This window comes from Aminobacter sp. NyZ550 (assembly GCF_025628925.2).
Classification (GTDB): Bacteria; Pseudomonadota; Alphaproteobacteria; order Rhizobiales; family Rhizobiaceae; genus Aminobacter; species Aminobacter ciceronei.
This window is the reverse complement of record NZ_CP114190.1, coordinates 2,814,299-2,839,155: the sequence shown is the minus strand read 5'-3', so window position 1 is coordinate 2,839,155 and position 24,857 is coordinate 2,814,299. Positions and strand designations below refer to the sequence as shown.

Annotated in this window: 24 protein-coding genes; all 24 read right to left on the bottom strand. The window is 62.7% G+C overall.

The genetic code is table 11. The features are described from left to right. Positions 1 to 249: 249 nt before the first annotated feature. The 24 genes from N7E70_RS13920 to N7E70_RS13805 all read right to left on the bottom strand — a co-directional run bounded on the left by N7E70_RS13920 (position 250) and on the right by N7E70_RS13805 (position 24,683). Positions 250 to 1,536, bottom strand: a complete 1,287-nt coding sequence (locus N7E70_RS13920; protein WP_263006691.1) for a lipoprotein-releasing ABC transporter permease subunit — start codon at positions 1,534 to 1,536, stop codon at positions 250 to 252. Further along, complete coding sequence (locus tag N7E70_RS13915) at positions 1,533 to 1,682, bottom strand: hypothetical protein (protein ID WP_263006690.1); 150 nt, start codon at positions 1,680 to 1,682, stop codon at positions 1,533 to 1,535. Before N7E70_RS13915 ends, N7E70_RS13920 begins: the two co-directional genes overlap by 4 nt. Before the next feature lie 240 nt (positions 1,683 to 1,922). Further along, on the bottom strand, positions 1,923 to 2,606 hold the full coding sequence (locus N7E70_RS13910; RefSeq protein WP_067960781.1) for an ABC transporter ATP-binding protein: 684 nt from the start codon (positions 2,604 to 2,606) through the stop codon (positions 1,923 to 1,925). Further along, a complete protein-coding gene (locus N7E70_RS13905) occupies positions 2,606 to 3,892 on the bottom strand; it encodes a lipoprotein-releasing ABC transporter permease subunit (protein ID WP_067960776.1) in 1,287 nt (428 codons plus the stop codon). Before N7E70_RS13905 ends, N7E70_RS13910 begins: the two co-directional genes overlap by 1 nt. Beyond that, positions 3,889 to 5,217, bottom strand: a complete 1,329-nt coding sequence (gene proS, locus N7E70_RS13900) for a proline--tRNA ligase (RefSeq protein ID WP_263006689.1) — start codon at positions 5,215 to 5,217, stop codon at positions 3,889 to 3,891. Before proS ends, N7E70_RS13905 begins: the two co-directional genes overlap by 4 nt. Before the next feature lie 463 nt (positions 5,218 to 5,680). Then, positions 5,681 to 5,950: a DUF1467 family protein gene (locus tag N7E70_RS13895; RefSeq protein ID WP_067960771.1), complete on the bottom strand. Its 270-nt coding sequence runs from the start codon at positions 5,948 to 5,950 to the stop codon at positions 5,681 to 5,683. Beyond that, positions 5,947 to 6,351: a methylmalonyl-CoA epimerase gene (gene mce, locus N7E70_RS13890; protein WP_263006688.1), complete on the bottom strand. Its 405-nt coding sequence runs from the start codon at positions 6,349 to 6,351 to the stop codon at positions 5,947 to 5,949. The genes N7E70_RS13895 and mce overlap by 4 nt, the downstream gene beginning before the upstream one ends. A 95-nt stretch (positions 6,352 to 6,446) precedes the next feature. Further along, complete coding sequence (locus N7E70_RS13885; RefSeq protein WP_263006687.1) at positions 6,447 to 8,117, bottom strand: ribonuclease J; 1,671 nt, start codon at positions 8,115 to 8,117, stop codon at positions 6,447 to 6,449. Positions 8,118 to 8,139: 22 nt separating this feature from the next. Continuing rightward, entirely contained in the window at positions 8,140 to 8,967 is an 828-nt protein-coding gene (locus N7E70_RS13880; RefSeq protein WP_192315669.1) for a biotin--[acetyl-CoA-carboxylase] ligase, read from the bottom strand. Between the two features lie 4 nt (positions 8,968 to 8,971). Next, complete coding sequence (gene nuoN, locus N7E70_RS13875) at positions 8,972 to 10,408, bottom strand: NADH-quinone oxidoreductase subunit NuoN (RefSeq protein ID WP_263006686.1); 1,437 nt, start codon at positions 10,406 to 10,408, stop codon at positions 8,972 to 8,974. Positions 10,409 to 10,425: 17 nt separating this feature from the next. Further along, positions 10,426 to 11,931, bottom strand: a complete 1,506-nt coding sequence (locus N7E70_RS13870) for an NADH-quinone oxidoreductase subunit M (protein ID WP_263006685.1) — start codon at positions 11,929 to 11,931, stop codon at positions 10,426 to 10,428. Continuing rightward, complete coding sequence (nuoL, locus tag N7E70_RS13865) at positions 11,931 to 13,919, bottom strand: NADH-quinone oxidoreductase subunit L (protein ID WP_263006717.1); 1,989 nt, start codon at positions 13,917 to 13,919, stop codon at positions 11,931 to 11,933. Before nuoL ends, N7E70_RS13870 begins: the two co-directional genes overlap by 1 nt. 10 nt (positions 13,920 to 13,929) lie before the next feature. Continuing rightward, positions 13,930 to 14,238, bottom strand: coding sequence for an NADH-quinone oxidoreductase subunit NuoK (nuoK, locus tag N7E70_RS13860; RefSeq protein ID WP_263006684.1), 309 nt, complete (start codon positions 14,236 to 14,238; stop codon positions 13,930 to 13,932). Between the two features lie 2 nt (positions 14,239 to 14,240). Then, positions 14,241 to 14,861: an NADH-quinone oxidoreductase subunit J gene (locus tag N7E70_RS13855; protein ID WP_067960751.1), complete on the bottom strand. Its 621-nt coding sequence runs from the start codon at positions 14,859 to 14,861 to the stop codon at positions 14,241 to 14,243. A 128-nt stretch (positions 14,862 to 14,989) separates the two neighbouring features. After that, entirely contained in the window at positions 14,990 to 15,481 is a 492-nt protein-coding gene (gene nuoI / locus N7E70_RS13850; RefSeq protein WP_055970601.1) for an NADH-quinone oxidoreductase subunit NuoI, read from the bottom strand. Then, on the bottom strand, positions 15,481 to 16,524 hold the full coding sequence (gene nuoH, locus N7E70_RS13845; RefSeq protein WP_067960748.1) for an NADH-quinone oxidoreductase subunit NuoH: 1,044 nt from the start codon (positions 16,522 to 16,524) through the stop codon (positions 15,481 to 15,483). Before nuoH ends, nuoI begins: the two co-directional genes overlap by 1 nt. Positions 16,525 to 16,532: 8 nt before the next feature. Beyond that, on the bottom strand, positions 16,533 to 18,614 hold the full coding sequence (gene nuoG / locus N7E70_RS13840; protein WP_263006683.1) for an NADH-quinone oxidoreductase subunit NuoG: 2,082 nt from the start codon (positions 18,612 to 18,614) through the stop codon (positions 16,533 to 16,535). Positions 18,615 to 18,701: 87 nt separating this feature from the next. After that, on the bottom strand, positions 18,702 to 19,403 hold the full coding sequence (locus N7E70_RS13835; RefSeq protein WP_263006682.1) for an NADH-ubiquinone dehydrogenase: 702 nt from the start codon (positions 19,401 to 19,403) through the stop codon (positions 18,702 to 18,704). Between the two features lie 86 nt (positions 19,404 to 19,489). Next, the gene (gene nuoF, locus N7E70_RS13830; protein WP_263006681.1) at positions 19,490 to 20,797 is read right to left on the bottom strand and encodes an NADH-quinone oxidoreductase subunit NuoF; all 1,308 of its coding nucleotides are present in this window, start codon (positions 20,795 to 20,797) and stop codon (positions 19,490 to 19,492) included. A gap of 11 nt (positions 20,798 to 20,808) precedes the next feature. Next, entirely contained in the window at positions 20,809 to 21,933 is a 1,125-nt protein-coding gene (locus tag N7E70_RS13825) for an NADH-quinone oxidoreductase subunit E (protein ID WP_263006680.1), read from the bottom strand. Continuing rightward, complete coding sequence (locus N7E70_RS13820) at positions 21,934 to 23,124, bottom strand: NADH-quinone oxidoreductase subunit D (protein WP_067960709.1); 1,191 nt, start codon at positions 23,122 to 23,124, stop codon at positions 21,934 to 21,936. Between the two features lie 9 nt (positions 23,125 to 23,133). Continuing rightward, positions 23,134 to 23,739, bottom strand: a complete 606-nt coding sequence (locus N7E70_RS13815) for an NADH-quinone oxidoreductase subunit C (protein WP_067960706.1) — start codon at positions 23,737 to 23,739, stop codon at positions 23,134 to 23,136. 6 nt (positions 23,740 to 23,745) lie between these two features. After that, positions 23,746 to 24,327, bottom strand: coding sequence for a NuoB/complex I 20 kDa subunit family protein (locus N7E70_RS13810; protein WP_067960703.1), 582 nt, complete (start codon positions 24,325 to 24,327; stop codon positions 23,746 to 23,748). Beyond that, the gene (locus N7E70_RS13805; protein WP_067960700.1) at positions 24,318 to 24,683 is read right to left on the bottom strand and encodes an NADH-quinone oxidoreductase subunit A; all 366 of its coding nucleotides are present in this window, start codon (positions 24,681 to 24,683) and stop codon (positions 24,318 to 24,320) included. The genes N7E70_RS13810 and N7E70_RS13805 overlap by 10 nt, the downstream gene beginning before the upstream one ends. Positions 24,684 to 24,857: the final 174 nt, after the last annotated feature.

The following is a 24,857-nucleotide window of genomic DNA, read 5'->3' as shown; positions in this document are numbered from 1 at the left end:
TATTTTTGTTCAAATGTCAACGCGAGCCATTGCATCCGGCAGCAGCCACTCGCCGCAACCGATTCGACAGTAAATGAAGGGTTTATCCAGGCGAACCGAGACCTTCGCCCGTTAACGAACAGGCGACGGCATCATCAGGCGATAGGGACAGCGGTTGAGAACAGATTCGTCCGGCTCAAGCGCCGGGCGTCTTCGGCAAGCGTCAGTGGCGCTCGACTCCCTTGAGCTCGATGACATGCTCGATGCCCATCATTCATACCTCAGGGCTTCGACCGGATCGAGCGCGGCCGCCCGCCATGCCGGAACCAACGTCGCCAGGAACGACAGCACCAGTGCCATCAGCACAACAGAGATGGTCTCGCCGACATCCATCTTGGCCGGCAGCTGGCTGAGGAAATAGAGCTCGGGGTTGAACAGCACGGTACCCGACAGCCAGGAAAAGAACTGCCTGATGCGCTCGACATTGAGGCAGATGAACACGCCGAGCAGCACGCCGGCGAGCGTGCCGGTCATGCCGATGGCAGCTCCCGTCATCAGGAAGATGCGCATCACCGCACCGCGTGTCGCCCCCATCGTGCGCAGGATGGCGATGTCGTGGCCCTTGTCCTTCACCAGCATGATCAGGCCGGAAATGATGTTCAGCGCCGCCACCAGCACGATCAGCGTCAGGATCATGAACATGACGTTGCGCTGGACCTGCAGAGCCGAAAAGAAGGTCTGGTTGCGCTCGCGCCAGTCGGTCAGGAAGATCGGCCGCTGTACTGCCTCCTCCACCTTGGACCTGATCCCGTCAACATTGTCGGGATCGTCGAGATAGACCTCGAGGCTCTGCGCCTTGCCTTCAGAGTTGAAGTACGTCTGCGCTTCAGACAACGGCATGTAGATGATCGAGGCGTCGTATTCCGACATGCCGACTTCGAAGATCGCCGTGACCGCATAGCCTTGCAGGCGTGGCGTCGTGCCAAGCTGACTGCCATCGCCGTCAGGCGCGATCACCGTAATGATGTCGCCCAGCGCCAGGCCGTGATTCCTAGCCATTCGGCTGCCGATTGCGACGCCGCCGGCCGTATCGAAACCGGCGATGGCCCCCTGTTTGATGTTATTGGCAACCAGCGTGATCTTGCCGAGATCCTCTCCGCGGATGCCGCGCACCAGCGCGCCGGAACCGGCGCCGACATTGCCCCGTGCCAGCACCTGACCTTCGACCAGTGGAATGGCGTATTTGACGCCTGGGACACCATTGATCCGCCTGGCAAGCTCGGCATAGTCCTCCAGCGGCAAATCGACCGGCGTGACGATGAGATGGCCGTTGATGCCAAGAATCCGCGAAAGCAGCTCCGCTCGAAAACCGTTCAACACCGCCATCACGACAATCAGCGTGGCGACACCCAGCATGATGCCAAGGAAAGAGATCGAGGCGATCACCGATACCATCGTTTCGTTGCGACGCGAGCGCAGATAGCGCCACGCCACCATGCGCTCGAAAGTCGAAAAAGGTCCGGCGCCTGCCGGCTTGGCTGCGCTTGTCTGGCTCATGCGGCAACGCCCAGGCGCTGGAGGGTGCTGGCCAGTCGCACCGTTTCGCGCGTGTCGCACTTGCGGTTGATTTCGACCTCGCCGGCGGCAACACGACGCGGTCCGACGATGACCTGCCGGGGCAGGAAACTGCACGACAAACGCATGGGCTGGTCCGCAAAATGAGGAACGTTGCGCCGGAATCGGCGCACAGCTTCAGTGCACAGGCTTCATAGCCATTTCGTGGCGGAATGGAAACTCGCGGGCGCGAGGCAACCGCAGAGCATGCGGCCGCGTTAGCCTGCCTTGTGAGAAGGCCGCGGACCACCAGCGGTAACGGACCGCACGAGATGCGAAGCGGGCAGCAGCTCGCTTCTGGAGACACCGTGGACGGAAGAAAGGCAGCCCTACAAGGGCACGATCTTGCCTTCGGAAAGCGTAACGCGACGATCCATGCGTCCTGCAAGCTCGTGGTTGTGGGTGGCGATCAGAGCCGCCAAGCCCGACTGCCGCACAAGTGCTGAAAGCGCGTCGAAGACATAACCCGCCGTCACCGGGTCGAGATTGCCGGTCGGCTCGTCGGCCAAAAGCACCAGCGGCGCATTGGCCACCGCGCGTGCAATCGCCACGCGCTGCTGTTCGCCGCCTGACAGCTCCGACGGCCTATGCTGCGCCCGCTTGCCGATCTTCATGTAGTCGAGCAGCATACCGGCACGCTCGGCCGCTTCTTTGCGCGACAGGCCCTTCACCAGTTGCGGCATCATCACATTCTCCTGCGCGGAGAATTCGGGCAGCAGGTGATGGAACTGATAGACGAAGCCGACGTCGTTGCGACGGATGGCGGTACGCTCATCGTCCGACAGTCGCCCGCAGGCACGCCCATTCAGGATGACGTCGCCGGCGTCGGGCCGCTCGAGCAGCCCCGCCGTGTGCAGCAGCGTCGACTTGCCGGCACCCGAAGGCGCCACCAGCGCCACCATCTCGCCGGGCTTCAGCGCGAAGCTGGCATTGTTGAGGATCGTCAGCTTGCGCGAACCCTGCTCATAGTGGCGCTCGACGCCCTTGAGCTCGATGACATGCTCGATGCCCATCATTCATACCTCAGGGCTTCGACCGGATCGAGCGTTGCCGCCCGCCATGCCGGAAACAGCGTCGCCAGGAACGACAGCACCAGTGCCATCAGCACAACAGAGATGGTCTCGCTCATGTCCATCTTGGCCGGCAGCTGGCTGAGGAAATAGAGCTCGGGGTTGAACAGCACGGTGCCCGACAGCCAGGAGAAGAACTGCCTGATGCGCTCGACATTGAGGCAGATGACGACGCCGAGCAGCACGCCGGCGAGCGTGCCGGTCATGCCGATGGCAGCTCCCGTCATCAGGAAGATTCGCATCACCGCGCCGCGTGTCGCCCCCATCGTGCGCAGGATGGCGATGTCGTGGCCCTTGTCCTTCACCAGCATGATCAGGCCGGAAATGATGTTGAGCGCCGCCACCAGCACGATCAGCGTCAGGATCATGAACATGACGTTGCGCTCGACCTGCAGCGCCGAAAAGAAGGTCTGGTTGCGCTCGCGCCAGTCGGTGAGGAAGATCGGCCGTTGCGCCGCTTCCTCGACCTTGGGTTTCAGCGCGTCGACATTGTCGGGATTGTCGACATAAATCTCGATCGAGCCGACCTTGCCTTCGGAGTTGAAGTAGAGCTGCGCCTCGTTGAGCGGCATGAACACGATCGAGCTGTCATATTCCGACATTCCGACTTCGAAGATGCCGGTGATCGGATAAGCCTTGGCTCTCGGCGTCGTTCCCATCGGTGTCACGTCGCCGTCGGGCGAAATCAGCCGGATGGAATCGCCCAGCACCAGCCCCATGTTCTCGGCCATGCGCTTGCCGATCACCACGCCCTCGCCCTGGTCGAAGCCAACGATCGAACCCTGCCTGATGTTGTTGGCGACCAAGGTCACCTTGCCCAAGTCGTCGCCCCTGATGCCACGCACCAGTGCGCCGGAACCGGCGCCGACATTGCCCTGGGCGAGCACCTGGCCCTCGACCAGCGGGATCGCGTATTTCACGCCCGCCACGCCATTGATGCGGTCAGCGACCGCTGCATAATCCTCGAGCGGCGTGTCGGTCGCGGTTACGACAAGATGGCCGTTGACGCCAAGGATGCGGGTCAGCAGCTCGGCGCGAAAGCCGTTCATCACCGCCATCACCACGATCAGCGTGGCGACACCCAGCATGATGCCGAGGAAAGAGATCGAAGCGATGACGGAAATCACCGTCTCCTTGCGCTTCGAACGCAGGTAGCGCCATGCCACCATGCGTTCGAACACCGAGAAAGGCCCAGCCCCTGCCGGTTTCGCCGCCACCGCCTGGTTCATGCGTTGGCGCCCAGCTTGGCCAGCGCCTCGGCCACCGGCAGCGTCAGGCGCTCGCCGGACTTGCGGTTCTTGATCTCGACCTCGCCGGCAGCCGCACCACGCGGGCCGACGATGACCTGCCAGGGCAGGCCGATCAGATCGGCGGTCGCGAACTTGCCGCCCGCGCGCTGGTCGGTATCGTCATAGAGCACGTCCTTGCCGGCCGCTTCGAACGCCTTGTAGAGCTCGTCGCAGATGCGGTCGCAGTCGGCGTCGCCGACCTTCATGTTGATCAGGCCGATGTCGAACGGCGCCACGGCCTCCGGCCAGATGATGCCGTTCTCGTCGTGGCTTGCCTCGATGATCGCTGCGATCAGGCGGCTCGGGCCGATGCCGTAGGAGCCCATCGACACGAAATGCTCCTTGCCGTCGGGGCCCATGACCTTGGCGCCCATGGGCTTGGAATATTTCTCGCCGAAGTGAAAGATGTGGCCGACCTCGATGCCGCGCGCCGATACCTTGTCGGCCGCGGGCACCGCCGCCCAGGCGGCCTCGTCATGCATCTCTTCGGTTGCCGCATAAGGCGTCGTCCACTGCTTGACGATGCCGTCGATCTCGCCGTCATTGGCGAAATCGGTCGCAGCGCCCGGCACAGGTAAAGCAAGGTAGTCGCGGTGGCAGAACACCTGGCTTTCGCCCGTCTCGGCCAGGATGATGAATTCGTGGCTGAGATCGCCGCCGATCGGGCCGGTGTCGGCGCGCATCGGGATCGCCTGCAGGCCCATCCGGGTGAAGGTGCGCAGGTAGGAAACGAACATGCGGTTGTAGGCAGCTTTCGCGCCTTCGTAGTCGAGGTCGAACGAGTAAGCGTCCTTCATCAGGAACTCGCGCGAACGCATGACGCCGAAGCGCGGACGCATCTCGTCGCGGAACTTCCACTGTATGTGGTACAGGTTGAGCGGCAGATCCTTGTAGGACTTGACGTAGGACCGGAAGATTTCCGTGACCATCTCTTCATTGGTCGGGCCGAACAGCATGTCGCGTTCGTTGCGATCCTTGATGCGCAGCATCTCCTTGCCGTAGTCGTCATAGCGGCCGCTTTCGCGCCACAGCTCGGCCGACTGGATGGTTGGCATCAGGATTTCCAGCGCCCCTGCCCGGTCCTGCTCCTCGCGCACGATGCGGCAGATCTTGTCGAGCACACGCTTGCCCAGCGGCAACCAGGAGAAGCTGCCCTGGCCCTGCTGCCTGATCATGCCCGCGCGCAACATCAACCGGTGCGAAACGATCTCCGCCTCGCGGGGATTCTCTTTCAGGATGGGCAGGAAATAGCGCGACAGACGCATCGAATGTTCCATGAAATCGGTGATGCCGGAATCGGCATGACAAGGAGGCTTGCTTGAACGGGCTTCATAGCCATTTCAAGGCGGAATGAAAACCCGCGCATGCCGTTTCGACGCAGCGTCACAATGCGCTTTGTGGTTGATCGAGGGCACTTGCCAATCAATTGTGCAACGCAGCACAGGATTGCCCGCCAGGAAGCAAAATTCCGCGTGACAATTCATTTCGGCTTGGTCTAATGTGCCCCGATAACCGAGAGGGCGGAGAAAAAATCCGCTCTCCTACGCGGTCAAAGTCTTGGGAGGATGCGATCTAGGCGCGATAACTCGCTGCCGCCGGCAACGGAAAGCAGATCGGACGCGTTTAAATTGCAAGGCTTCGTGCCTTGCATTTTTTTTGGGCAATCATCAGCTTATGCTGCTTCGCTGAGAAGCAACACTAACTGCGTTCCCCTCCCCTAGGAATGCGTCAATTGATCTCGGGAATGAACTGCGGGAAATCGTCGAAGCTGTAGCCCAGCCCCTTGGTGACGAAATAGAACGCCCCGATCACCACAGCGGTCACCACCGTCGTCCACAGCATAGCGCGCAGCATATGCGGTCCGCGCGGCGCACTTGCCTCCGTGCCGAGCGTCACGTCACGGTCGTCGTCCTGGGTCTTCAGGCCAAAAGGCAGGATGGCGAACAAGGTCAGCCACCAGAAGACAAAATACATCGCTGCGAGTGATACCCAGGTCATACCTGCTCCAGTTCTACCAGCGTGCCCTGGAAATCCTTGGGGTGGAGAAACAGCACCGGCTTGCCGTGCGCCCCAATCTTCGGATTGCCGTCGCCGAGCACCCGAGCGCCCGTCGCCTTGAGATGGTCGCGCGCGGCCAGGATGTCGTCAACCTCGTAGCAGACATGGTGCATGCCGCCCGACGGGCTTTTGGCCAGGAACGCCGCAATCGGCGACCCCTCACCCAGCGGCTCGAGCAGCTCGATCTTGGTGTTGCCGACGTCGATGAAGACCACGGTCACGCCATGCTCCGGCAGCGCCTGCGGCGCGCCGACATTGGCGCCGAGCGTATCGCGATAGACAGCACTTGCCGCTGTGAGGTCGGGCACGGCGATCGCGACGTGGTTGAGACGTCCAAGCATGGTTCCAAATCCCAGCGAATGGCTACCAGTGAGCGCAGAACAGGACGAAACGGCCACAACAGCCGTCTGTTGCCTATTCCCCACTCCCTGTCCGCTCACCTCGTGACGAACACCGTCACCAGCGGTTTCTTGCCCCAGGCTTCGTTGGCGGCACCGCGCACAGCGCGACGCACGGCTTCCTGCACCAGGTCGAGGTCTTTTCGCCGCGCGCGGGGTATCGAGTCCACGGCGCCGATTGCCGCATCGAGCATCAACTCCTCGAGATCTTCACCGACAGCATCGGTTTCGGCGACGCCGATCGCCACCAGATCCGGGTCGCCGGCGAGCTCGTACTTGTCGTCGAGCACGACGTTGACTGCAACATGGCCGGCAAACGACAGCTTGCGCCGGTCGCGAATGCCCATTGCCTCGTCGGAACCGATCAGCTTGCCATCCTTGTAGACGCGGCCGAACGGCACCTGGTCGATGATCTCGGCAGCTCCCGGCCACAGCCTCAGCATGTCGCCGTCGCGGATCTGCGCCACCTCGGGAATGCCCGACAGCGACATCAACGAGCCCTGGCCGACAAGGTGGGCGGCCTCGCCATGCACCGGCACGCCGATGCGCGGGCGAACCCACTCATACATGCGCTTGAGTTCCGAGCGGCGTGGATGGCCGGAGACGTGGACCAGCGCGTCACCGTCCTCGATGATCTTGATGCCTTGGTCGATGAGCAGGTTCTTGATCTCGAGGATCGCCTTCTCGTTGCCGGGAATGGTGCGCGAGGAGAACACCACGGTGTCGCCGGGCGAAAGCGCCACCGACTTCATCTCGTCACGCGCGAGCTTGGCGAGTGCTGCGCGCGGCTCGCCCTGGCTGCCGGTACAGATGACGACGAGATTTTCGCGCGGAATATAGCCGTAATCCTCTTCGGATACGAACTCGGGCAGTCCGTCCATGTAGCCGAGTTCGCTCGACACGTCGATGACGCGCTTGAGCGAACGGCCCATGACGAGAACCTGTCGACCGGCATCGCGCGCGGCTTCCGCGATCGAGCGGATGCGACCGACATTGGACGAGAAGGTCGTGACCGCGACACGGCCCTTGGCTTCCTCAATGACCTTGCGCAGCCCCTGCCCGACCTGCTGCTCGGACGGCGAGTCGCCCTCGCGCAGCGCATTGGTCGAATCGCAGACGAGTGCCAGCACGCCCTTGTCGCCATAAGCGCGGAAGCGGGCCTCGTCGGTCATCGGGCCGATTTCCGGCGCGGGATCGATCTTCCAGTCGCCGGTATGGATCACGGTGCCGGCCGGCGAGGTGATCGCCAGCGACACGGGCTCCGGGATCGAATGGCTGACAGCGATCGCCTCGATCTCGAACGGACCGACGGTGAATGTTTCGCCGGCACGGTAGACAGTCACCGGGATCTTCGGCGCACCCTGCTCCGACTGGCGCTTGGCTTCCAGCAGGCCGGCGGCGAACGGCGTCATCCACACAGGTGCCTTCAGCTTCGGCCAGGTGTCGTGCAGCGCACCATAATGGTCTTCATGCGCATGCGTGATGATGATGCCGCGGAGGTTTTCCAGCTGCTCCTCGATGAAGCGCGTGTCGGGCAGCACAAGGTCGACGCCGGGCAGCGTCGCATCGGGGAACGTCACGCCGACGTCGATGATGATCCATTCACGCTTGTTCGCCGGGCCGAAGCCATAGAGAGCGAAGTTCATGCCGATCTCGCCGACACCGCCCAGCGGCACGAATACGAGCTCGGCTTTTTCCGCTTTAGCCATACCAGAAATCCTTTCAGGCCTGTCAGGCCGCGCCGGCCGAAGCAACCGCGCCGAAATGCACGTCGCCGGCGGCGATCTTTACCGTCTCACCTTTAGTGTCACGGATCACGAAGCGGCAATCCTCGTCGATGGTCTCGAAGACGCCGCGCACCACATTTCCCTCGATCCGCACGGCGACTTCGCTGCCGAGGCCGGCCGCGCGTGCAAGCCAGCGCTTGCGGATCGCCGCCAGTCCCCTGCCGCCGGCCCAGATGCGTTCGTTCTCGCTCCAGGCATCGGAAAGCGCCAGGAACAGGGTCTCGGCATCGACGCCAGCCCCCAGGCTGGCGAGCGAGGTCGCGGGATAAGGCACATCGGTCGGATGCGCCACGACATTGACGCCGATGCCTATGGCGATCGCCAGCCTGCCTTGCCCGAGCAATGTCGATTCAAGCAGGATGCCGGCAAGCTTGGCGCCGGAAGCCAAGACGTCGTTCGGCCATTTCAGCTCGAAACGCTTGACGCCCTGCCCGCTGCCGCCGTCGACGCCGACCGAAAAGCGCGCATTCGGCGCAACTGCGTCGAGTGCATCGGCAAGCGCCAATCCGGCGACGAAGCCAAGCGTCGCCGCATATTGCAGGTCGTGGTCGAGAACCTTGAGCAGGGTCGCTGCGAGATTGCCTTCCGGCGTCGCCCAAGCGCGGCCACGTCGGCCACGCCCGCTTTCCTGTTTCTTCGAAACGACCCAGAGTTTTCCAGGGTCGCCGGCCATCGCCCGTTCCAGCGCCAGTGCGTTGGTCGAGCCCACGGCGTCATGGGCTTCGAGGCGGAAACCGTCGGCAGTTGCTGTCGGTGCGAGCTGGAACCCCATACCGTCAGAAGAAGGTCTTGGCAGCAGCTTCCGCCATCTGCCCGATCGGGCCGCCGATCACCACGTAGAACAGCACGAACGCACCCGACAAGCCGAGCACGAGCCGAAGCTCGCCCGCCATCGGCTGGAAACCGCCAACCGGCTCATCGAACCACATGATCTTGATGATGCGCAGATAGTAGAACGCACCGACCACCGAAGCCAGCACGCCGATGACCGCCAGCGCGTAGAGATTGGCGTTGATCGCGGCGAGGAAGACGTACCACTTCCCCCAGAAGCCCGCGAGCGGCGGGATGCCGGCCAGCGAGAACATCAGGATGGTCAGGATCGTCGCCATGACAGGATTGGTCGACGAAAGGCCTGCGAGATCTGAGATCTGCTCGACATTGCCGTCCTTGCGCCGCATGGCGAGGATGAAGGCGAAGGTGCCGAGCGTCATCACCAGGTAGATCAGCATGTAGATGACCACGCCGCGCACGCCGGCTTCACTGTTGGCGGCAAGGCCGACAAGCGCGTAGCCCATGTGGCCGATCGACGAATAGGCCATCAGGCGCTTGATGTTCTTCTGGCCGATCGCGGCGAAGGCGCCGAGCGCCATCGAGGCGATCGAGACAAAGACGATAATCTGCTGCCAGTCGTTGCCGATCGGCTCGAACGCGCCCATGGTGACACGCACGATCAGCGCCATCGCCGCCATCTTCGGCGCAGCGGCGAAGAATGCCGTGACCGGCGTCGGCGCGCCTTCATAGACGTCGGGTGTCCACATGTGGAACGGCACCGCCGAGATCTTGAAGCACAGGCCGGCAAGCACGAAGACCAGGCCGAAGACCAGGCCGAGCTGGCGCTCGCCACCGGTCAGGGCCGCGGCAATCGCCTCGAACGAGGTGTGACCGGTGTAGCCGTAGACGAGGCTGATGCCGTAGAGCAGCATGCCCGACGACAGCGCGCCGAGGACGAAGTACTTGAGGCCAGCTTCGGTCGATCGCACGTTGTCGCGGTTGATCGCGGCAATGACGTAGAGCGCCAGCGACTGCAGCTCGAGGCCGAGATAGAGCGCCAGCATGTCGTTGGCCGAGATCATTAAGAGCATGCCGAGCGTCGCCAGCAGCACCAGCACCGGGAACTCGAACTTGTCGAACTTCTCGGCCTTGGCGAAACCAACCGACATGATCAGCGTTACCGCGGCACCGAGCAGCGTCAGGAATTTCATGAAGCGCGCGAAGGCATCAGAAACGAAGGCCGTGCCGTAGCCCGCGCCGTCATGGCCGAACACCAGCATCCAGGCGCCAGCCGCCACCAGCAGGGCTACGGCCAGACCGGTCACGGTCGAGTTGGCGCGCTCGCCGGAGAACACGCCGATCATCAGAAGCGCCAGAGCGCCCAGGGCGATGATCAGCTCCGGAGCGGAGAGCGAGAGGCTCGAAAGGAGTTCGGGCGTCATGGTTCGCAAAACCCCTGTCAGTTCGCCGCCGCGGTCTGCGCGGCGTCGATCGATACGGTTACGTTGTTGATCAGCGCCTTGACCGAGGCGGTCGTGGCGTCGAACACCGGCGCCGGATAGACGCCGTAGAAGATGACCAGGATGATCAGCGGATAGAGCACCACCTTCTCGCGACCCGACAGGTCGAACAGACCCTTCAGGCTTTCCTTGGTCAGCGCGCCGAACACGACGCGGCGGTAGAGCCACAGTGCATAGGCCGCCGACAGGATCACGCCGGTTGCCGCAATCAGCGCCACCCAGGTGTTGACCTGGAAGACACCGAACAGCGTCAGAAACTCGCCGACGAAGCCGGAAGTGCCGGGCAGACCGACATTGGCCATGGTGAAGATCAGGAAGGCCACCGCATATTTCGGCATGTTGTTGACCAGGCCGCCATAAGCCACGATCTCGCGGGTATGCATGCGGTCATAGACGACGCCGACGCAGAGGAACAGCGCTCCTGAGACCAGGCCGTGGCTGAGCATCTGGAAGATCGCACCCTGCACGCCGGCTTCGTTCATCGCGAAGATGCCCATGGTCACGTAGCCCATGTGGGCAACCGACGAGTAGGCGATCAGCTTCTTGATGTCTTCCTGCATCAGCGCCACCAGCGAGGTGTAGACGATGGCGATTGCCGACATCGCAAACACCAGCGGGGCGAAGAATTCGGACGCCAACGGGAACATCGGCAGCGAGAAGCGCAGGAAGCCGTAACCGCCCATCTTCAGCAGGATGCCCGCCAGGATGACCGAGCCCGCCGTCGGCGCCTCGACGTGGGCGTCCGGCAGCCAGGTATGAACGGGCCACATCGGCATCTTCACCGCAAACGAGGCAAAGAACGCCAGCCACAGCCATGTCTGCATGTTGGCCGGGAAGTCATAGGCCAGCAGCGTCGGGATGTCGGTCGTGCCGGCCTGCCAGAACATCGCCATGACGGCGAGCAGCATCAGCACCGAGCCGAGCAGTGTGAACAGGAAGAATTTGAAGCTGGCATAGACGCGACGCTTGCCGCCCCAGACACCGATGATGATGAACATCGGGATCAGGCCAGCTTCGAAGAAGACGTAGAACAGCACGATATCCAGTGCGCAGAACACGCCAATCATCAGCGTTTCCAGGATCAGGAACGCGATCATGTATTCCTTGACGCGCTTCTCCACCGACTCCCAGCTCGCCAGGATGCACAGTGGCATCAGGAAGGTCGTCAGGATGACGAACAGCATCGAAATGCCGTCCACGCCCATGTGGTAAGAGATGCCGGAGTCGAGCCAGGCGGCCTTCTCGACGAACTGGAAACCAGCTTCCGCATTGTCGAAATAGATCCAGATCAGCAACGACACCGCGAAGGTGAACACTGTCGTCAGAAGCGCGACGTTGCGGATATTGCGGCGCGCAGCGTCACCATCGTCCCTGATCAGTAGGATCAGGAGCGCGCCGACCAGCGGCAGAAAGGTGACCAGCGATAGAATGGGAACGCCAGACATCAGAAGGAGCTCCCGAGCATCATCCAGGTAACGAGGGCCGCCACGCCGATCAGCATGGCGAATGCGTAGTGATAGAGGTAACCGGTCTGCAGCTTGACGACGCGGTTGGTAACGTCAACGACGCGCGCCGAGATGCCGTCGGCACCGAAGCCGTCGATCAACCAGCCGTCGCCCTTCTTCCAGAGGAAGCTGCCGAGCCACTTGGCCGGGCGCACGAACAGGAAGTCGTACAACTCGTCGAAGTACCACTTGTTGAGCAGGAAGGCGTAGAGCCCGCGATGGCGTTCGGCCAGGACCTTCGGCATCTCCGGCGACCGGATGTAGAATAGGTAGGCCATGGCGAACCCGCCGATCATCGCCGCGAACGGTGCCAGCTTCACCCACATCGGCACGCCGTGGAAATCGTGCAGGATGTGGTTGGTGTCGAGCGTGAACAGCGCGCCCTTCCAGAACTCGTTGTAGGCTTCGCCAATAAACTGGTCGTGGAAGACGACGCCCGCCAACAGCGCACCGACAGCCAGGACAAACAGCGGCACCAACATGACCGGCGGCGATTCATGCACATGGTGCATGACGTCGGCGGTGGCGCGCGGCTTGCCGTGGAAGGTCATGAAAATCAGGCGCCACGAGTAGAAGCTGGTGAAGCAGGCAGCGATAACCAGCATGGCGAAAGCGAAGCCCGCGACCGCATTGTGGCCGACGAATGCGCCTTCGATGATGGCTTCCTTGGAGAAGAAGCCTGCCGTGCCGATGATCGTCGCCGGGATGCCGACGCCGGTCAGCGCCAGCGTGCCGATGACCATCATCCAGTAGGTGGTCGGGATCAGCTTGCGGAGGCCGCCCATCTTGCGCATGTCCTGCTCGTCGGAGACGGCATGGATCACCGAGCCCGATCCCAGGAACAGCAGCGCCTTGAAGAAGGCATGCGTGAACAGGTGGAAGATCGCCGCCGAGTAGAAGCCCATGCCGAGCGCAACGAACATGTAGCCGAGCTGCGAGCAGGTCGAATAGGCGATGACGCGCTTGATGTCGTTTTGCACCAGGCCAACGGTTGCCGCGAAGATCGCCGTGATCGCGCCGATGAAGGTGACGACGGTGAGCGCGGTGTGCGACAGTTCGAAGACCGGCGACAGACGCGCCAGCATGAACACACCGGCGGTGACCATGGTCGCCGCGTGGATCAGTGCCGACACAGGCGTCGGGCCTTCCATGGCGTCGGGCAGCCAGGTGTGCAGCGGCACCTGCGCCGACTTGCCCATGGCGCCCATGAACAGCAGCAGGCAGACGATGGTCAATGCACTATACTTGTCCAGCGCGTAGCCGAGGAAGTTCAGCACGGTGCCACCGTGTTCGGCGGCGCCTTCAGCCGGCAGGTAGGAGGCAGCGCTGGCAAAGATGGTGCTGAATTCGACCGAGCCGAACAGGACGTAGAGGCCGAAAATGCCGAGCAGGAAGCCGAAGTCGCCGACGCGGTTGACAACGAAGGCCTTGATCGCGGCAGCGTTCGCCGACGGCTTCTTGTACCAGAAACCGATCAGCAGGTAGGACGCAAGGCCCACCCCTTCCCAGCCAAAAAACATCTGGACGAGGTTGTCAGACGTCACCAGCATCAGCATGGCGAAGGTGAACAGCGACAGATAGGCAAAGAAGCGCGGCCGATGCGGATCGTGGTGCATGTAGCCGATCGAGTAGATGTGGACCAGCGCCGACACCGTGTTGACCACCACCAGCATGACGGCGGTCAGCGTATCGATGCGCAGAGCCCAGTCGGCCTGCAGTCCGCCGACGTCCAGGAAACGCAGTACCGGCACGGTGAAGGCTTCGACGTCGCCCAGGGCCACTGTCACGAAGGCGATCCAGGACAGGACCGCCGATATCACCAGGAAGCCCGACGTGACATATTCGGACGCTTTCGCGCCGATCGAACGGCCGAGCAGGCCGGCGATCAGGAAGCCGAGAAGCGGAAGGAAAACGATGAAGTGGTACATCATTGGCCGATCAGCCCTTCATCATGTTCACGTCTTCGACCGCGATGGAGCCGCGGTTGCGGAAGAAGACGACGAGGATTGCAAGTCCGATCGCCGCTTCGGCGGCGGCAACCGTGAGCACGAACAGCGCGAACACCTGGCCGACGAGATCGCCGAGCTGGGCCGAGAACGCCAAGAAGTTGATATTGACCGCGAGCAGGATCAGCTCGACCGACATCAGGATGACGATGACGTTCTTGCGGTTCAGGAAGATACCGAACACGCCGAGCGTGAACAGGACCGCCGAAAGCGTCAGATAATGAGCGATGCCGACAACCATGGTCAGATTCCCTTGCCTGTCTCGACCTTCTTGACCTCGATCGCGGTCGCCGGGGTACGGGCGACCTGAGCCGAGATGTCCTGGCGCTTGACGTTCGGCTTGTGGCGCAGCGTCAAGACGATGGCGCCGATCATGGCGACCAAAAGCACGAGGCCGGCGATCTGGAAGAAATAGATGTAGTCTGTGTATAGGATGTCGCCGAGTGCAGCCGTGTTGTGGCGCGTCGCGATATCGGGCGTCGGCTGCGCAACGGCTGTCGCGAGCTTCGGCGCGAAGGCGTAGCCGCCGGTGACGACGATCAGTTCCGCGGCTAGAATCAGGCCGACGAGCGCACCGATCGGCGCATATTGCAGCGCGCCCGACTTCAGTTCGGCGAAGTCGACGTCGAGCATCATCACGACGAACAGGAACAGCACCGCCACCGCGCCGACATAAACGACGAGCAGGATCATCGCCAGGAACTCGGCGCCGGTCAAAAGGAACAGGCCCGCCGCGTTGAAGAACGTCAGGATCAGGTAGAGCACCGAGTGAACCGGGTTGCGCGCCGAAATGACCATGAAGGCCGACGCCACCGCGATGAAGGCGAAGAGGTAGAAAAATACCGCTTCAAGTCCGTTGAGCATGGGTTCCCCCGGGTTTCCTTTCGGACAGCGCGCCTGTGCGCCCTGCCCTGTTCACGTCCTCGCTCCGCCTCCGAAGCAGGCCGCGCGTTCCTTAGACGAGCCGACTTGGCCCGTCCATTGTTCAGGCATCAGCGATACGGCGAATCCATAGCGATGTTGCGCGCGATCTCGCGCTCCCACCGGTCGCCGTTCGCAAGCAGCTTGTCCTTGTCGTAGTAGAGCTCCTCGCGCGTTTCCGTCGCGAATTCGAAATTCGGCCCCTCGACGATGGCGTCGACCGGGCAGGCTTCCTGGCAGAAGCCGCAATAGATGCACTTCACCATGTCGATGTCGTAGCGCACCGTGCGGCGGGTGCCGTCGTTGCGGCGCGGACCGGCCTCGATGGTGATGGCCTGCGCCGGGCAGATCGCCTCGCACAGCTTGCAGGCGATGCAGCGCTCTTCGCCGTTGGGATAACGGCGCAGCGCATGTTCGCCACGGAAGCGCGGGCTGACCGGCCCCTTTTCATGCGGATAGTTCAGCGTCGCCTTGGGCGCAAAGAACTGCCGCATCGACAGGAAGAAGGCGCCGACGAAGTCCTGCAGCAGCAGCGATTTGGCGGCTTGTGCGAGAGCGGACATCATGCAGCTCCGGTAAGCTTGAGGACGGCGGCGGTGATGACGACCATCGCCAGAGAGATCGGCAGGAACACCTTCCAGCCCAGGCGCATCAGCTGGTCGTAGCGGTAGCGCGGCACGAAGGACTTCACCATGGCGAACATGAAGAACACCATGCAGACCTTGAGCACGAACCAGATCACGCCGGGAACCCAGGTGAAGGGTGCGAAGTCGAACGGCGGCAGCCATCCGCCAAGGAACAGGATCGTCGTCAGCGCGCACATCAGAACGATGGCAACGTATTCGCCGAGGAAGAACAGCAGGAACGGCGTCGACGAATATTCGATCATGTGACCGGCGACGAGCTCCGACTCGGCTTCGACCAGATCGAAGGGCGGACGGTTGGTCTCGGCCAGCGCCGAGATGAAGAAGATCACGAACATCGGGAACAGGACGAGCCAGTTCCAGTCGAGGAAGGTGTTCGGCAGGCCGAGGCGCGTGCCGATGCCATCGCCCTGCGACAGCACGATGTCGGTCAGGTTCAGCGAGCCCACCGTGAGCAGCACGCAGACGATGACGAAGCCGATCGAGACTTCATAAGACACCATCTGGGCCGCCGAACGCAGCGCGCCGAGGAACGGATATTTCGAGTTCGAGGCCCAGCCCCCCATGATCACGCCATAGACCTCGAGCGAGGAGATGGCGAAGACATAGAGGATGCCGACATTGACGTTGGCGATCGCCCAGCCTTCGCTGACCGGGATCACCGCCCAGGCCGAGATCGCCAGCACCGCCGAGACGACGGGAGCGAGCAGGAACACGCCCTTGTTGGAGCCCGACGGGATGATCGGCTCTTTGAAGACGAACTTCAGAAGGTCGGCGAAGGCCTGCAGCAAGCCCCACGGGCCGACGACGTTCGGGCCGCGGCGCAGCTGCACAGCCGCCCAGATCTTGCGGTCGGCGTAGAGGATGTAGGCGACGAAGATCAGCAGGACGACGATCAGGACGACCGACTTCAAGAGGATGATCAACGCCGGCAGGACGTAGAAGGAGAAAAAGGTATCCATGACAGCCTTTACTCCGCCGCCTGCTTGAAGCCGTTCTTGGCCAATGCCGAACATTCGGCCATCACCGCCGACGCGCGAGCGATCGGGTTGGTGAGGTAGAAGTCCTTCACAACAGAGGTGAAGGCGCCCTTGTTCAGCCGGCCGCCAAGCTTGGCGACCTTGGCAATGTCATCGTTGTCGCCCGCGTCGATCGCGTCGATGCGGCGCAGATGCGGGAATTCCTGATACAGCTTGGCGCGCAGCTGCTGCAGCGAATCGAAGGGCAGCTTGTGGCCAAGCACGTCGGAGAGCGCGCGCAGGATCGCCCAGTCTTCCTTGGCCTCGCCCGGCGCGAAGCCGGCGCGGCTGGTCTGCTGTACGCGACCTTCGGTGTTGACATAGGTGCCCGACTTTTCGGTGTAGGCGGCAGCCGGCAGGATGACGTCGGCGCGATGCGCGCCGGTATCGCCATGGGTGCCGATGTAGACGACGAATGCGTTCGCGGCCTTGGTCAGATCGAGTTCGTCGGCGCCGAGCAGGAACAGCACGTCACTGTCACTGATCATGCCGGCAACGTTCTTGCCGCCCTCACCCGGCACGAAGCCGACGTCGAGACCGCCGACGCGGGCAGCTGCGGTGTGCAGCACGGCAAAGCCGTTCCAGTCGGGGCGGCTCGCCTTGACAGCGGTCGCGAGCTTGGCAGCCTGACCGAGCACGGCAGCACCGTCGGAGCGCGCGATCGCCCCCTGACCGACGATGATCAGCGGGTGCGAAGCCTTCTTCAGAACCGAGAAGAACTTGCCGTTGCCTTCGGCCAGATCCTTCAGCGTATCCGGGCCCGAGCCGAGCTGCTCATAGTCGTAGCGCGTGTCGCCGATCTCGCCGATGACGGCGACCGGCACATTGGCGGCGCGCCAATGCTTGCGGATCCGGGCGTTGAGTACCGAAGCCTCGAAGCGCGGGTTGGCGCCGATGATCAGGATGGCGTCAGCCTGCTCGATGCCTTCGATGGTCGGGTTGAAGATGTAGCTGGCGCGGCCGAGCGACGGATCGAGCGCAGCACCGTCCTGGCGGCAGTCGATGTTCTTCGAGCCGAGCGAGGAGATCAGCTGCTTCAGCGCGTACATTTCCTCGACGGTTGCGAGATCGCCGGCGATTGCCCCGATGCGTTCTGCCGAAGTCTTGGAGACGGCGTCCTTGATCGCCGAGAACGCTTCAGGCCAGGTCGCCGGAACGAGCTTGCCGCCCTTGCGGACATAAGGACGGTCGAGGCGCTGCGTGCGCAGGCCGTCCCAGATGAAGCGGGTCTTGTCGGAGATCCACTCCTCGTTCACCTGCTCGTTGATGCGCGGCATGATGCGCATCACTTCGCGGCCACGCGTATCGACGCGGATGGCCGAACCGACGGCATCCATCACATCGATGGATTCGGTCTTGGTCAGCTCCCACGGACGCGCCTGGAAGGCATAGGGCTTCGAGGTCAGCGCGCCGACCGGGCAAAGGTCGATGACGTTGCCCTGCAGCTCCGAGGTCATCGCCTGCTCGAGATAGGTGGTGATCTCGGCGTCCTCGCCGCGGCCGATCAGGCCGAGCTCGGAGATGCCGGCAACTTCGGTGGTGAATCGGACGCAGCGCGTACAGTGGATGCAGCGCGTCATGATCGTCTTGACCAGCGGGCCGATATACTTGTCTTCGACCGCGCGCTTGCTTTCGTTGTAGCGCGAGCCGTCGAGGCCGAAGGCCATCGCCTGATCCTGCAGGTCGCATTCGCCGCCCTGGTCGCAGATCGGGCAATCGAGCGGATGGTTGATGAGCAGGAATTCCATCACGCCTTCGCGAGCCTTCTTGACCATCGGCGTGTTGGTGAAGATTTCCGGCGTCTCGCCGTTCGGGCCGGGACGCAGATCGCGCACGCCCATGGCGCAGGATGCCGCCGGCTTGGGCGGTCCGCCCTTCACCTCGACGAGGCACATGCGGCAGTTGCCGGCGATCGACAGCCGCTCATGGAAGCAGAAGCGCGGCACTTCCGCGCCCGCCTCCTCCGCCGCCTGCAGCAGCGTATAGTGGTCGGGTACCGAAATCTCTTTCCCGTCGACCTTAAGCTTTGCCATAGCGCCTCAAATCCCGCGGATGATCCGCATTCCGTCCTGCAAGGGGCGCGGCTTGCGCTGCGCCCCGAAATCCACAATTCAAGCGGCTTATTTACCGCCGGCAAGCGTTGCCGCCTGCCCTATCCAGTCATCACGACCGATCCGGCCCTTGAAGCCGAGATAGTCGTCGGCCCATGCCACCTCTTCCGCCGTCCAGCCGGCGATCTGGCCATAGGTCCAGATGCCGAGACCGTTCAGCACCTGCTCAAGCTTCGGACCGATGCCCGAAATGGCCTTGAGATCGTCAGGCGTCTCAGGCCTTTCGATCGATGCAGGCTGCCTGAAATCCTCAGGCTGAAGCCCCACAGGAGCTTCTTCAACGACAGCGGCCTCGACGACCACCGGTTCGGCCGCGACAGCAACCGCCGGCTTCGCCTCGGACTGCTCCAGCTTGCGCGCCAGGGTCTTGACCTCGGCGATCAGAGACGCTGTTTCGTCGTCGCCGCGTCTGGCAGTCTTCATACCCGCCGGCGCGAAGCTCGCCACGTCGCCCGCATAGTCTGCAAAGGGCGACAGCAGGCGCTGTGCTGCTTCCGATGCGCCCGACACGGCTCCCATCCAGACGCCGACGGCGTGACTGGCGAGACCGACGCCGAGAGCCGAAGCAGCGGCGAAACCTGCGGCAGGATGCACCATGAGGTTCGCCGATCCGGCAAACTCCTTGGGCAGCATCGCCACGAAGTCCCTGTTCATCTGCTCCAAACGTTCCATTTCAGGCACTGCATTCTTGGGAAAGGGAAATGTCGACATTGATAGCTCCTTGTCGCCTTCGCCGTTCGCCTCTGCCTCGTCGTTTCCTGTTTCGGACCTTTGGCCCGCACTTTCTGACTTAACCCTTACTCAGCCGCCACCAACACCGGCTCGCTGCGGTGCGCATTGCGCGAGAACTCGTCGATGCGCCGCTCGATTTCCGGGCGGAAGTTGCGGATCAGGCCCTGGATCGGCCATGCCGCCGCATCACCCAGCGCGCAGATCGTGTGACCTTCAATCTGCTTGGTGACGTCGAGCAGCATGTCGATCTCGCGCTTGTGCGCTTCGCCGCGCACCAGGCGCTCCATGACGCGCCACATCCAGCCCGTGCCTTCGCGGCACGGCGTGCACTGGCCGCAGCTCTCATGCTTGAAGAAGTAGCTGAGACGCGCGATTGCCTTCACGACATCGGTCGACTTGTCCATGACGATCACGGCTGCCGTGCCGAAGGACGACTTGCGTTCGCGCAATCCGTCGAAATCCATCGGGCAGTCGATGATGTCCTCGGCCTTGACCAATGGGCAGGACGCGCCGCCAGGAATGACGGCAAGCAAATTGTCCCAGCCGCCGCGGATGCCGCCACCGTGCTTTTCGACCAGCTCGCGGAAGCTGATGCCCATGGCCTCTTCGACCGTGCAGGGTGTGTTGACGTGACCGACCAGCATGAACAGCTTGGTGCCGACATTGTTCGGGCGGCCGATGCTGGAGAACCAGGCTGCACCACGGCGCAGGATGGTCGGCGCGACAGCGATCGACTCGACGTTGTTGACCGTCGTCGGGCAGCCATAGAGGCCGACATTGGCCGGGAACGGCGGCTTCAGGCGCGGCTGGCCCTTCTTGCCCTCGAGGCTCTCCAGCAGCGCGGTTTCTTCGCCGCAGATATAGGCGCCGGCGCCGTGATGGACGTAGATCTCGAAGTCGTAGCCGTTCTTGTTGTTCTTGCCGATCAGCTTGGCGTCATAGGCCTCGTCGATGGCGCGCTGCAGCGCTTCGCGCTCGCGGATGAACTCGCCGCGCACGTAGATGTAGGCGGCAACCGCCCCCATCGCGAAACCGGCAAGCAGGCAGCCCTCGACCAGCGTGTGCGGGTCATGGCGCAGGATGTCGCGGTCCTTGCAGGTGCCCGGCTCGGATTCGTCGGCGTTGACGACGAGGTAGGACGGACGGCCATCCGGGTTGCTCTTGGGCATGAACGACCACTTAAGACCCGTCGGGAAGCCTGCGCCGCCGCGGCCACGCAGGCCCGACGCCTTCATCTCGTTGATGATCCACTCACGGCCCTTCTCGATGATGCCGGCGGTGCCATCCCAGGCGCCACGCGACATCGCGCCGGCCAGCGACTGGTCGAAGCGGCCGTAGATGTTGGTGAAGATGCGATCCTTGTCTTCAAGCATGCTCTTGCTCCTCAGACCGGCTTCTTGCCGAAGACGCGGACGTATTCGGCCACACCGCCCTTGGCGAGCGCCTTGGCCTGCTTGACCCAGTCGTCACGCTCGATGCGGCCCTTGAAATTCAGGTAACCGTCGACCCAATCGCGCTCGGCCTTCTTCCAGGAAGCGACCTGGCCGAAGGTGAAGATACCGAGCTCGTGCAACGTGCCCTCGATCTTCGGGCCGACACCCGAGATCAGCTTGAGGTCGTCGACGGCAGCCGGCTTGGCGATGCCGGCCGGACGGTTCTTGTCTTCGAGCGACGGCTTGGCCGCAGCTGCTGCCTTGGGCGCTGCAACACTTGCTGCCTTCTCGGCTGCGGGTGCTGCCTTGACCTTCGACGGAGACTTGACGGCCGGGCTGGTCTCGATCGCGTCGGTCTTCGGCTTGGCGGCGTTCGACGGCGGAACGGCCGTTCCGACGGCGGCGGCCTTGGCGGCCTTTGCCGCGGCCTTGGCAGCCTTGTCGCGGGTCGTCTTGAGCACGCCCTTCTCGTCGGCCAGCGAGGTCAAGCCTGTCAGCGGGGCGGAAAACACGCGGCCGGTCTGCGGTCCGGTCTTGACCTGCGCGCCCTTGCCAGCCTCGAACTGGTCGATGATCTCGCCTAGGCGTTCCGGCGTCAGGTCCTCGTAGGTGTCCTTGAAGATCATGACCATCGGTGCGTTGACGCAAGCGCCAAGGCACTCGACCTCTTCCCACGACAGCGTGCCCGCCTCGTTGGTGTGGAACTGGTCGTGATGGATTTTCGAGCGGCAGACATCCATCAGCTCTTCCGAGCCGCGCAGCATGCAGGGCGTGGTGCCGCAGACCTGGATGTGGGCGCGCGTGCCGACCGGCTTGAGCTGGAACTGCGTGTAGAAGGTCGCGACTTCGAGCGCACGGATATAAGGCATGGCAAGCATGTCGGCGACATGCTCGATGGCAGCCTTGGTCACCCAGCCGTCCTGCTCCTGCGCCAGCATCAGCAGCGGGATGACGGCCGACTGTTCGCGGCCCTTGGGATACTTCTTGATCCAGGTCTTGGCTTGCGCCGTGAACGCCTTGTTGAAGGCGAATGACGTTGGCTGGACGCTGGCTTCTGCGAGACGGCGGACTGACATTTAGCGGTCGACCTCACCAAACACGATGTCGAGGGAGCCGAGAACGGCCGAGATATCCGCCAGCATGTGGCCGCGGCACAGGAAATCCATTGCCTGGAGATGGGCGAAGCCCGGTGCGCGCAGCTTGCAGCGGTAAGGCTTGTTGGTGCCGTCGGAGACCAGGAAGACGCCGAATTCGCCCTTAGGCGCCTCGACGGCTGCATAAACCTCGCCAGCCGGCACACGATAGCCTTCGGTGTAGAGCTTGAAGTGATGGATCAGCGATTCCATCGAACGCTTCATCGCCTGGCGCTTCGGCGGAACCACCTTGCCGTCCACGTTTGACACGGGACCGGTCGCTTCCTTGCCGAGCAGCAGATCGACGCACTGGCGCATGATCTTCGCCGACTGGCGCATCTCTTCCATGCGGATCAGGTAGCGGTCGTAGCAGTCGCCGTTCTTGCCGATCGGAATGTCGAATTCCATCTCCGAATAGCATTCGTAGGGCTGGCTCTTGCGCAGGTCCCAGGCAGCGCCCGAACCGCGCACCATGACGCCCGAGAAACCCCAGGCCCATGCGTCGTCGAGCGACACCACGCCGATGTCGACGTTGCGCTGCTTGAAGATGCGGTTCGGCGTCAGAAGGTCGTCGAGATTCTGCACGGTCTGCAGGAACGGATCGATCCACTTGCCGATGTCTTCGACCAGCTTCTGCGGCAGGTCCTGGTGGACACCACCCGGACGGAAATAAGCCGCGTGCATGCGCGCGCCGCAGGCGCGCTCATAAAACACCATCAGCTTTTCGCGCTCTTCGAAGCCCCACAGCGGTGGGGTCAGCGCGCCGACGTCCATCGCCTGCGTGGTGACGTTGAGCAGGTGCGACAGGATGCGGCCGATCTCGGAATAGAGCACGCGGATGATCTGGCCACGCTTCGGCACTTCGAGGCCGAGCAGGCGCTCGACCGCGAGCGCAAAGGCATGCTCCTGGTTCATCGGCGCGACATAGTCGAGGCGATCGAAATAGGGCACGGCCTGCAGATAGGTCTTCTGCTCAATCAGCTTTTCGGTGCCGCGATGCAAAAGGCCGATATGCGGATCGACGCGGTCGACGACTTCGCCGTCGAGCTCGAGCACCAGCCGCAGCACGCCGTGTGCCGCCGGATGCTGCGGGCCGAAATTGATGTTGAAGTTGCGGACGGAGGTTTCAGCCATTTCGGCGCCTCAATTCGTCTTGGCTTTTTCGTCACCCGGCAGCACGTATTCGGTGCCTTCCCAGGGAGACAAAAAGTCGAAATTGCGGAATTCCTGCTTGAGCTCGACCGGCTCGTAGACGACACGCTTCTGCTCGTCGTCGTAGCGAACCTCGACGAAGCCGGTGAGCGGAAAGTCCTTGCGCAGCGGGTGACCTTCGAAACCGTAGTCGGTCAAAAGTCGACGCAGGTCGGGATGGCCCGAAAACAGGATGCCGTACATGTCATAGGCTTCGCGCTCGAACCAGTCGGCACCCGGATAGACCGAGGTGATCGACGGAACCGGCGTGTCCTCGTCGGTGGCGACCTTGACGCGGATGCGCAGGTTCTGGCGCGGCGACATCAGATGATAGACGACATCGAAACGCTTGCGACGCTGCGGGTAGTCGACACCGGCAGCATCGATGAAGGAGACGAACTGGCACTGCACATCGCTGCGCAGGAAGGTCATCACGTCGACGATGTCGGCGGCCTTCACCGTCAGCGTCAGCTCGCCATAGGCGACGACGCTTTCTTCGATGTCCGCATCGAGCTTTTCCGCAATGTACGCGGCAAGGTCGTTCAGGGCTTCACTCATCTGGGATCACCGCTCGATCGTGCCGGTGCGGCGGATCTTCTTCTGGAGAAGAAGGATGCCGTAGAGAAGTGCCTCGGCGGTCGGAGGACAGCCGGGCACATAGATGTCGACGGGCACGACGCGATCGCAGCCGCGCACCACCGAATAGGAATAGTGATAGTAGCCGCCGCCATTGGCGCACGAGCCCATCGAGATGACGTAGCGCGGTTCCGGCATCTGGTCGTAGACCTTCCGCAGCGCCGGCGCCATCTTGTTGGTCAGCGTGCCGGCGACGATCATCACGTCCGACTGGCGCGGTGAGGCGCGCGGCGCGATGCCGAAGCGCTCGGCGTCATAACGCGGCATCGAGATGTGCATCATCTCGACGGCGCAGCAGGCCAGACCAAAGGTCATCCACATCAGCGAACCGGTACGCGCCCAGGTAATCAGCGCCTCGGACGAGGTGACGAGGAAACCCTTGTCGGACAATTCGTTGTTCAGCTCGCCGAAGAAGGCGTCGTCTGAACCGATGGGCTTGCCGGTGTTCGGATCGATGATGCCTTTCGGCTTCGGCGCGATCAGGGTGCCGGAGGCGTCGTTCAATCCCATTCCAGCGCTCCCTTTTTCCACTCATAGACAAAGCCGATGGTCAGCACGGCCAGGAAGATCATCATCGACCAGAAGCCGAGCATGCCGATCTCGCCGAAGGACACCGCCCACGGGAACAGGAACGCCACTTCGAGATCGAAGATGATGAACAGGATGGAGACCAGATAGAAGCGGATGTCGAACTTCATGCGGGCGTCGTCAAACGAGTTGAAGCCGCACTCATAGGCTGAAAGCTTTTCCGGATCCGGACTGCGGTAGGCCACAAGGAAAGGCGCCACGATAAGCGCAATGCCGACAATAAGCGCCACACCGATAAAAATGACGATGGGCAGGTACGAACTCAGGAGAGCGTTCATGCTGCGAATTCCGTTGGTGGCCTATCCACCCAGATTTACAGCACGGGGTCCGTTTCCGGAAGCGCGACAGATTCTCGCCGAGCCGGACGAAACGGTCGTGCTGCAATGCGGCGACGGTTAGCGCAGCCGGTCGGTCGAAGCAAGTCCAACCTTGGCCAAAACGTGGCAAAGCAC

What these genes read in the sequence shown, in the direction of transcription:
- N7E70_RS13920 (WP_263006691.1), bottom strand. Translation starts at nt 1,536, where the DNA reads ATGAGCCAGACAAGCGCAGCCAAGCCGGCAGGCGCCGGACCTTTTTCG.
- nuoG (WP_263006683.1), bottom strand. Translation starts at nt 18,614, where the DNA reads ATGGCAAAGCTTAAGGTCGACGGGAAAGAGATTTCGGTACCCGACCAC.
- proS (WP_263006689.1), bottom strand. Translation starts at nt 5,217, where the DNA reads ATGCGTCTGTCGCGCTATTTCCTGCCCATCCTGAAAGAGAATCCCCGC.
- nuoI (WP_055970601.1), bottom strand. Translation starts at nt 15,481, where the DNA reads ATGTCCGCTCTCGCACAAGCCGCCAAATCGCTGCTGCTGCAGGACTTC.
- mce (WP_263006688.1), bottom strand. Translation starts at nt 6,351, where the DNA reads ATGCTTGGACGTCTCAACCACGTCGCGATCGCCGTGCCCGACCTCACA.
- N7E70_RS13895 (WP_067960771.1), bottom strand. Translation starts at nt 5,950, where the DNA reads ATGACCTGGGTATCACTCGCAGCGATGTATTTTGTCTTCTGGTGGCTG.
- N7E70_RS13855 (WP_067960751.1), bottom strand. Translation starts at nt 14,861, where the DNA reads ATGCTCAACGGACTTGAAGCGGTATTTTTCTACCTCTTCGCCTTCATC.
- N7E70_RS13905 (WP_067960776.1), bottom strand. Translation starts at nt 3,892, where the DNA reads ATGAACCAGGCGGTGGCGGCGAAACCGGCAGGGGCTGGGCCTTTCTCG.
- nuoK (WP_263006684.1), bottom strand. Translation starts at nt 14,238, where the DNA reads ATGGTTGTCGGCATCGCTCATTATCTGACGCTTTCGGCGGTCCTGTTC.
- N7E70_RS13815 (WP_067960706.1), bottom strand. Translation starts at nt 23,739, where the DNA reads ATGAGTGAAGCCCTGAACGACCTTGCCGCGTACATTGCGGAAAAGCTC.
- N7E70_RS13880 (WP_192315669.1), bottom strand. Translation starts at nt 8,967, where the DNA reads ATGGGGTTCCAGCTCGCACCGACAGCAACTGCCGACGGTTTCCGCCTC.
- N7E70_RS13915 (WP_263006690.1), bottom strand. Translation starts at nt 1,682, where the DNA reads ATGCGTTTGTCGTGCAGTTTCCTGCCCCGGCAGGTCATCGTCGGACCG.
- nuoL (WP_263006717.1), bottom strand. Translation starts at nt 13,919, where the DNA reads ATGTACCACTTCATCGTTTTCCTTCCGCTTCTCGGCTTCCTGATCGCC.
- nuoN (WP_263006686.1), bottom strand. Translation starts at nt 10,408, where the DNA reads ATGACGCCCGAACTCCTTTCGAGCCTCTCGCTCTCCGCTCCGGAGCTG.
- nuoF (WP_263006681.1), bottom strand. Translation starts at nt 20,797, where the DNA reads ATGCTTGAAGACAAGGATCGCATCTTCACCAACATCTACGGCCGCTTC.
- N7E70_RS13825 (WP_263006680.1), bottom strand. Translation starts at nt 21,933, where the DNA reads ATGTCAGTCCGCCGTCTCGCAGAAGCCAGCGTCCAGCCAACGTCATTC.
- N7E70_RS13885 (WP_263006687.1), bottom strand. Translation starts at nt 8,117, where the DNA reads ATGGCTAAAGCGGAAAAAGCCGAGCTCGTATTCGTGCCGCTGGGCGGT.
- N7E70_RS13805 (WP_067960700.1), bottom strand. Translation starts at nt 24,683, where the DNA reads ATGAACGCTCTCCTGAGTTCGTACCTGCCCATCGTCATTTTTATCGGT.
- N7E70_RS13835 (WP_263006682.1), bottom strand. Translation starts at nt 19,403, where the DNA reads ATGTCGACATTTCCCTTTCCCAAGAATGCAGTGCCTGAAATGGAACGT.
- N7E70_RS13910 (WP_067960781.1), bottom strand. Translation starts at nt 2,606, where the DNA reads ATGGGCATCGAGCATGTCATCGAGCTCAAGGGCGTCGAGCGCCACTAT.
- nuoH (WP_067960748.1), bottom strand. Translation starts at nt 16,524, where the DNA reads ATGGATACCTTTTTCTCCTTCTACGTCCTGCCGGCGTTGATCATCCTC.
- N7E70_RS13820 (WP_067960709.1), bottom strand. Translation starts at nt 23,124, where the DNA reads ATGGCTGAAACCTCCGTCCGCAACTTCAACATCAATTTCGGCCCGCAG.
- N7E70_RS13870 (WP_263006685.1), bottom strand. Translation starts at nt 11,931, where the DNA reads ATGTCTGGCGTTCCCATTCTATCGCTGGTCACCTTTCTGCCGCTGGTC.
- N7E70_RS13810 (WP_067960703.1), bottom strand. Translation starts at nt 24,327, where the DNA reads ATGGGATTGAACGACGCCTCCGGCACCCTGATCGCGCCGAAGCCGAAA.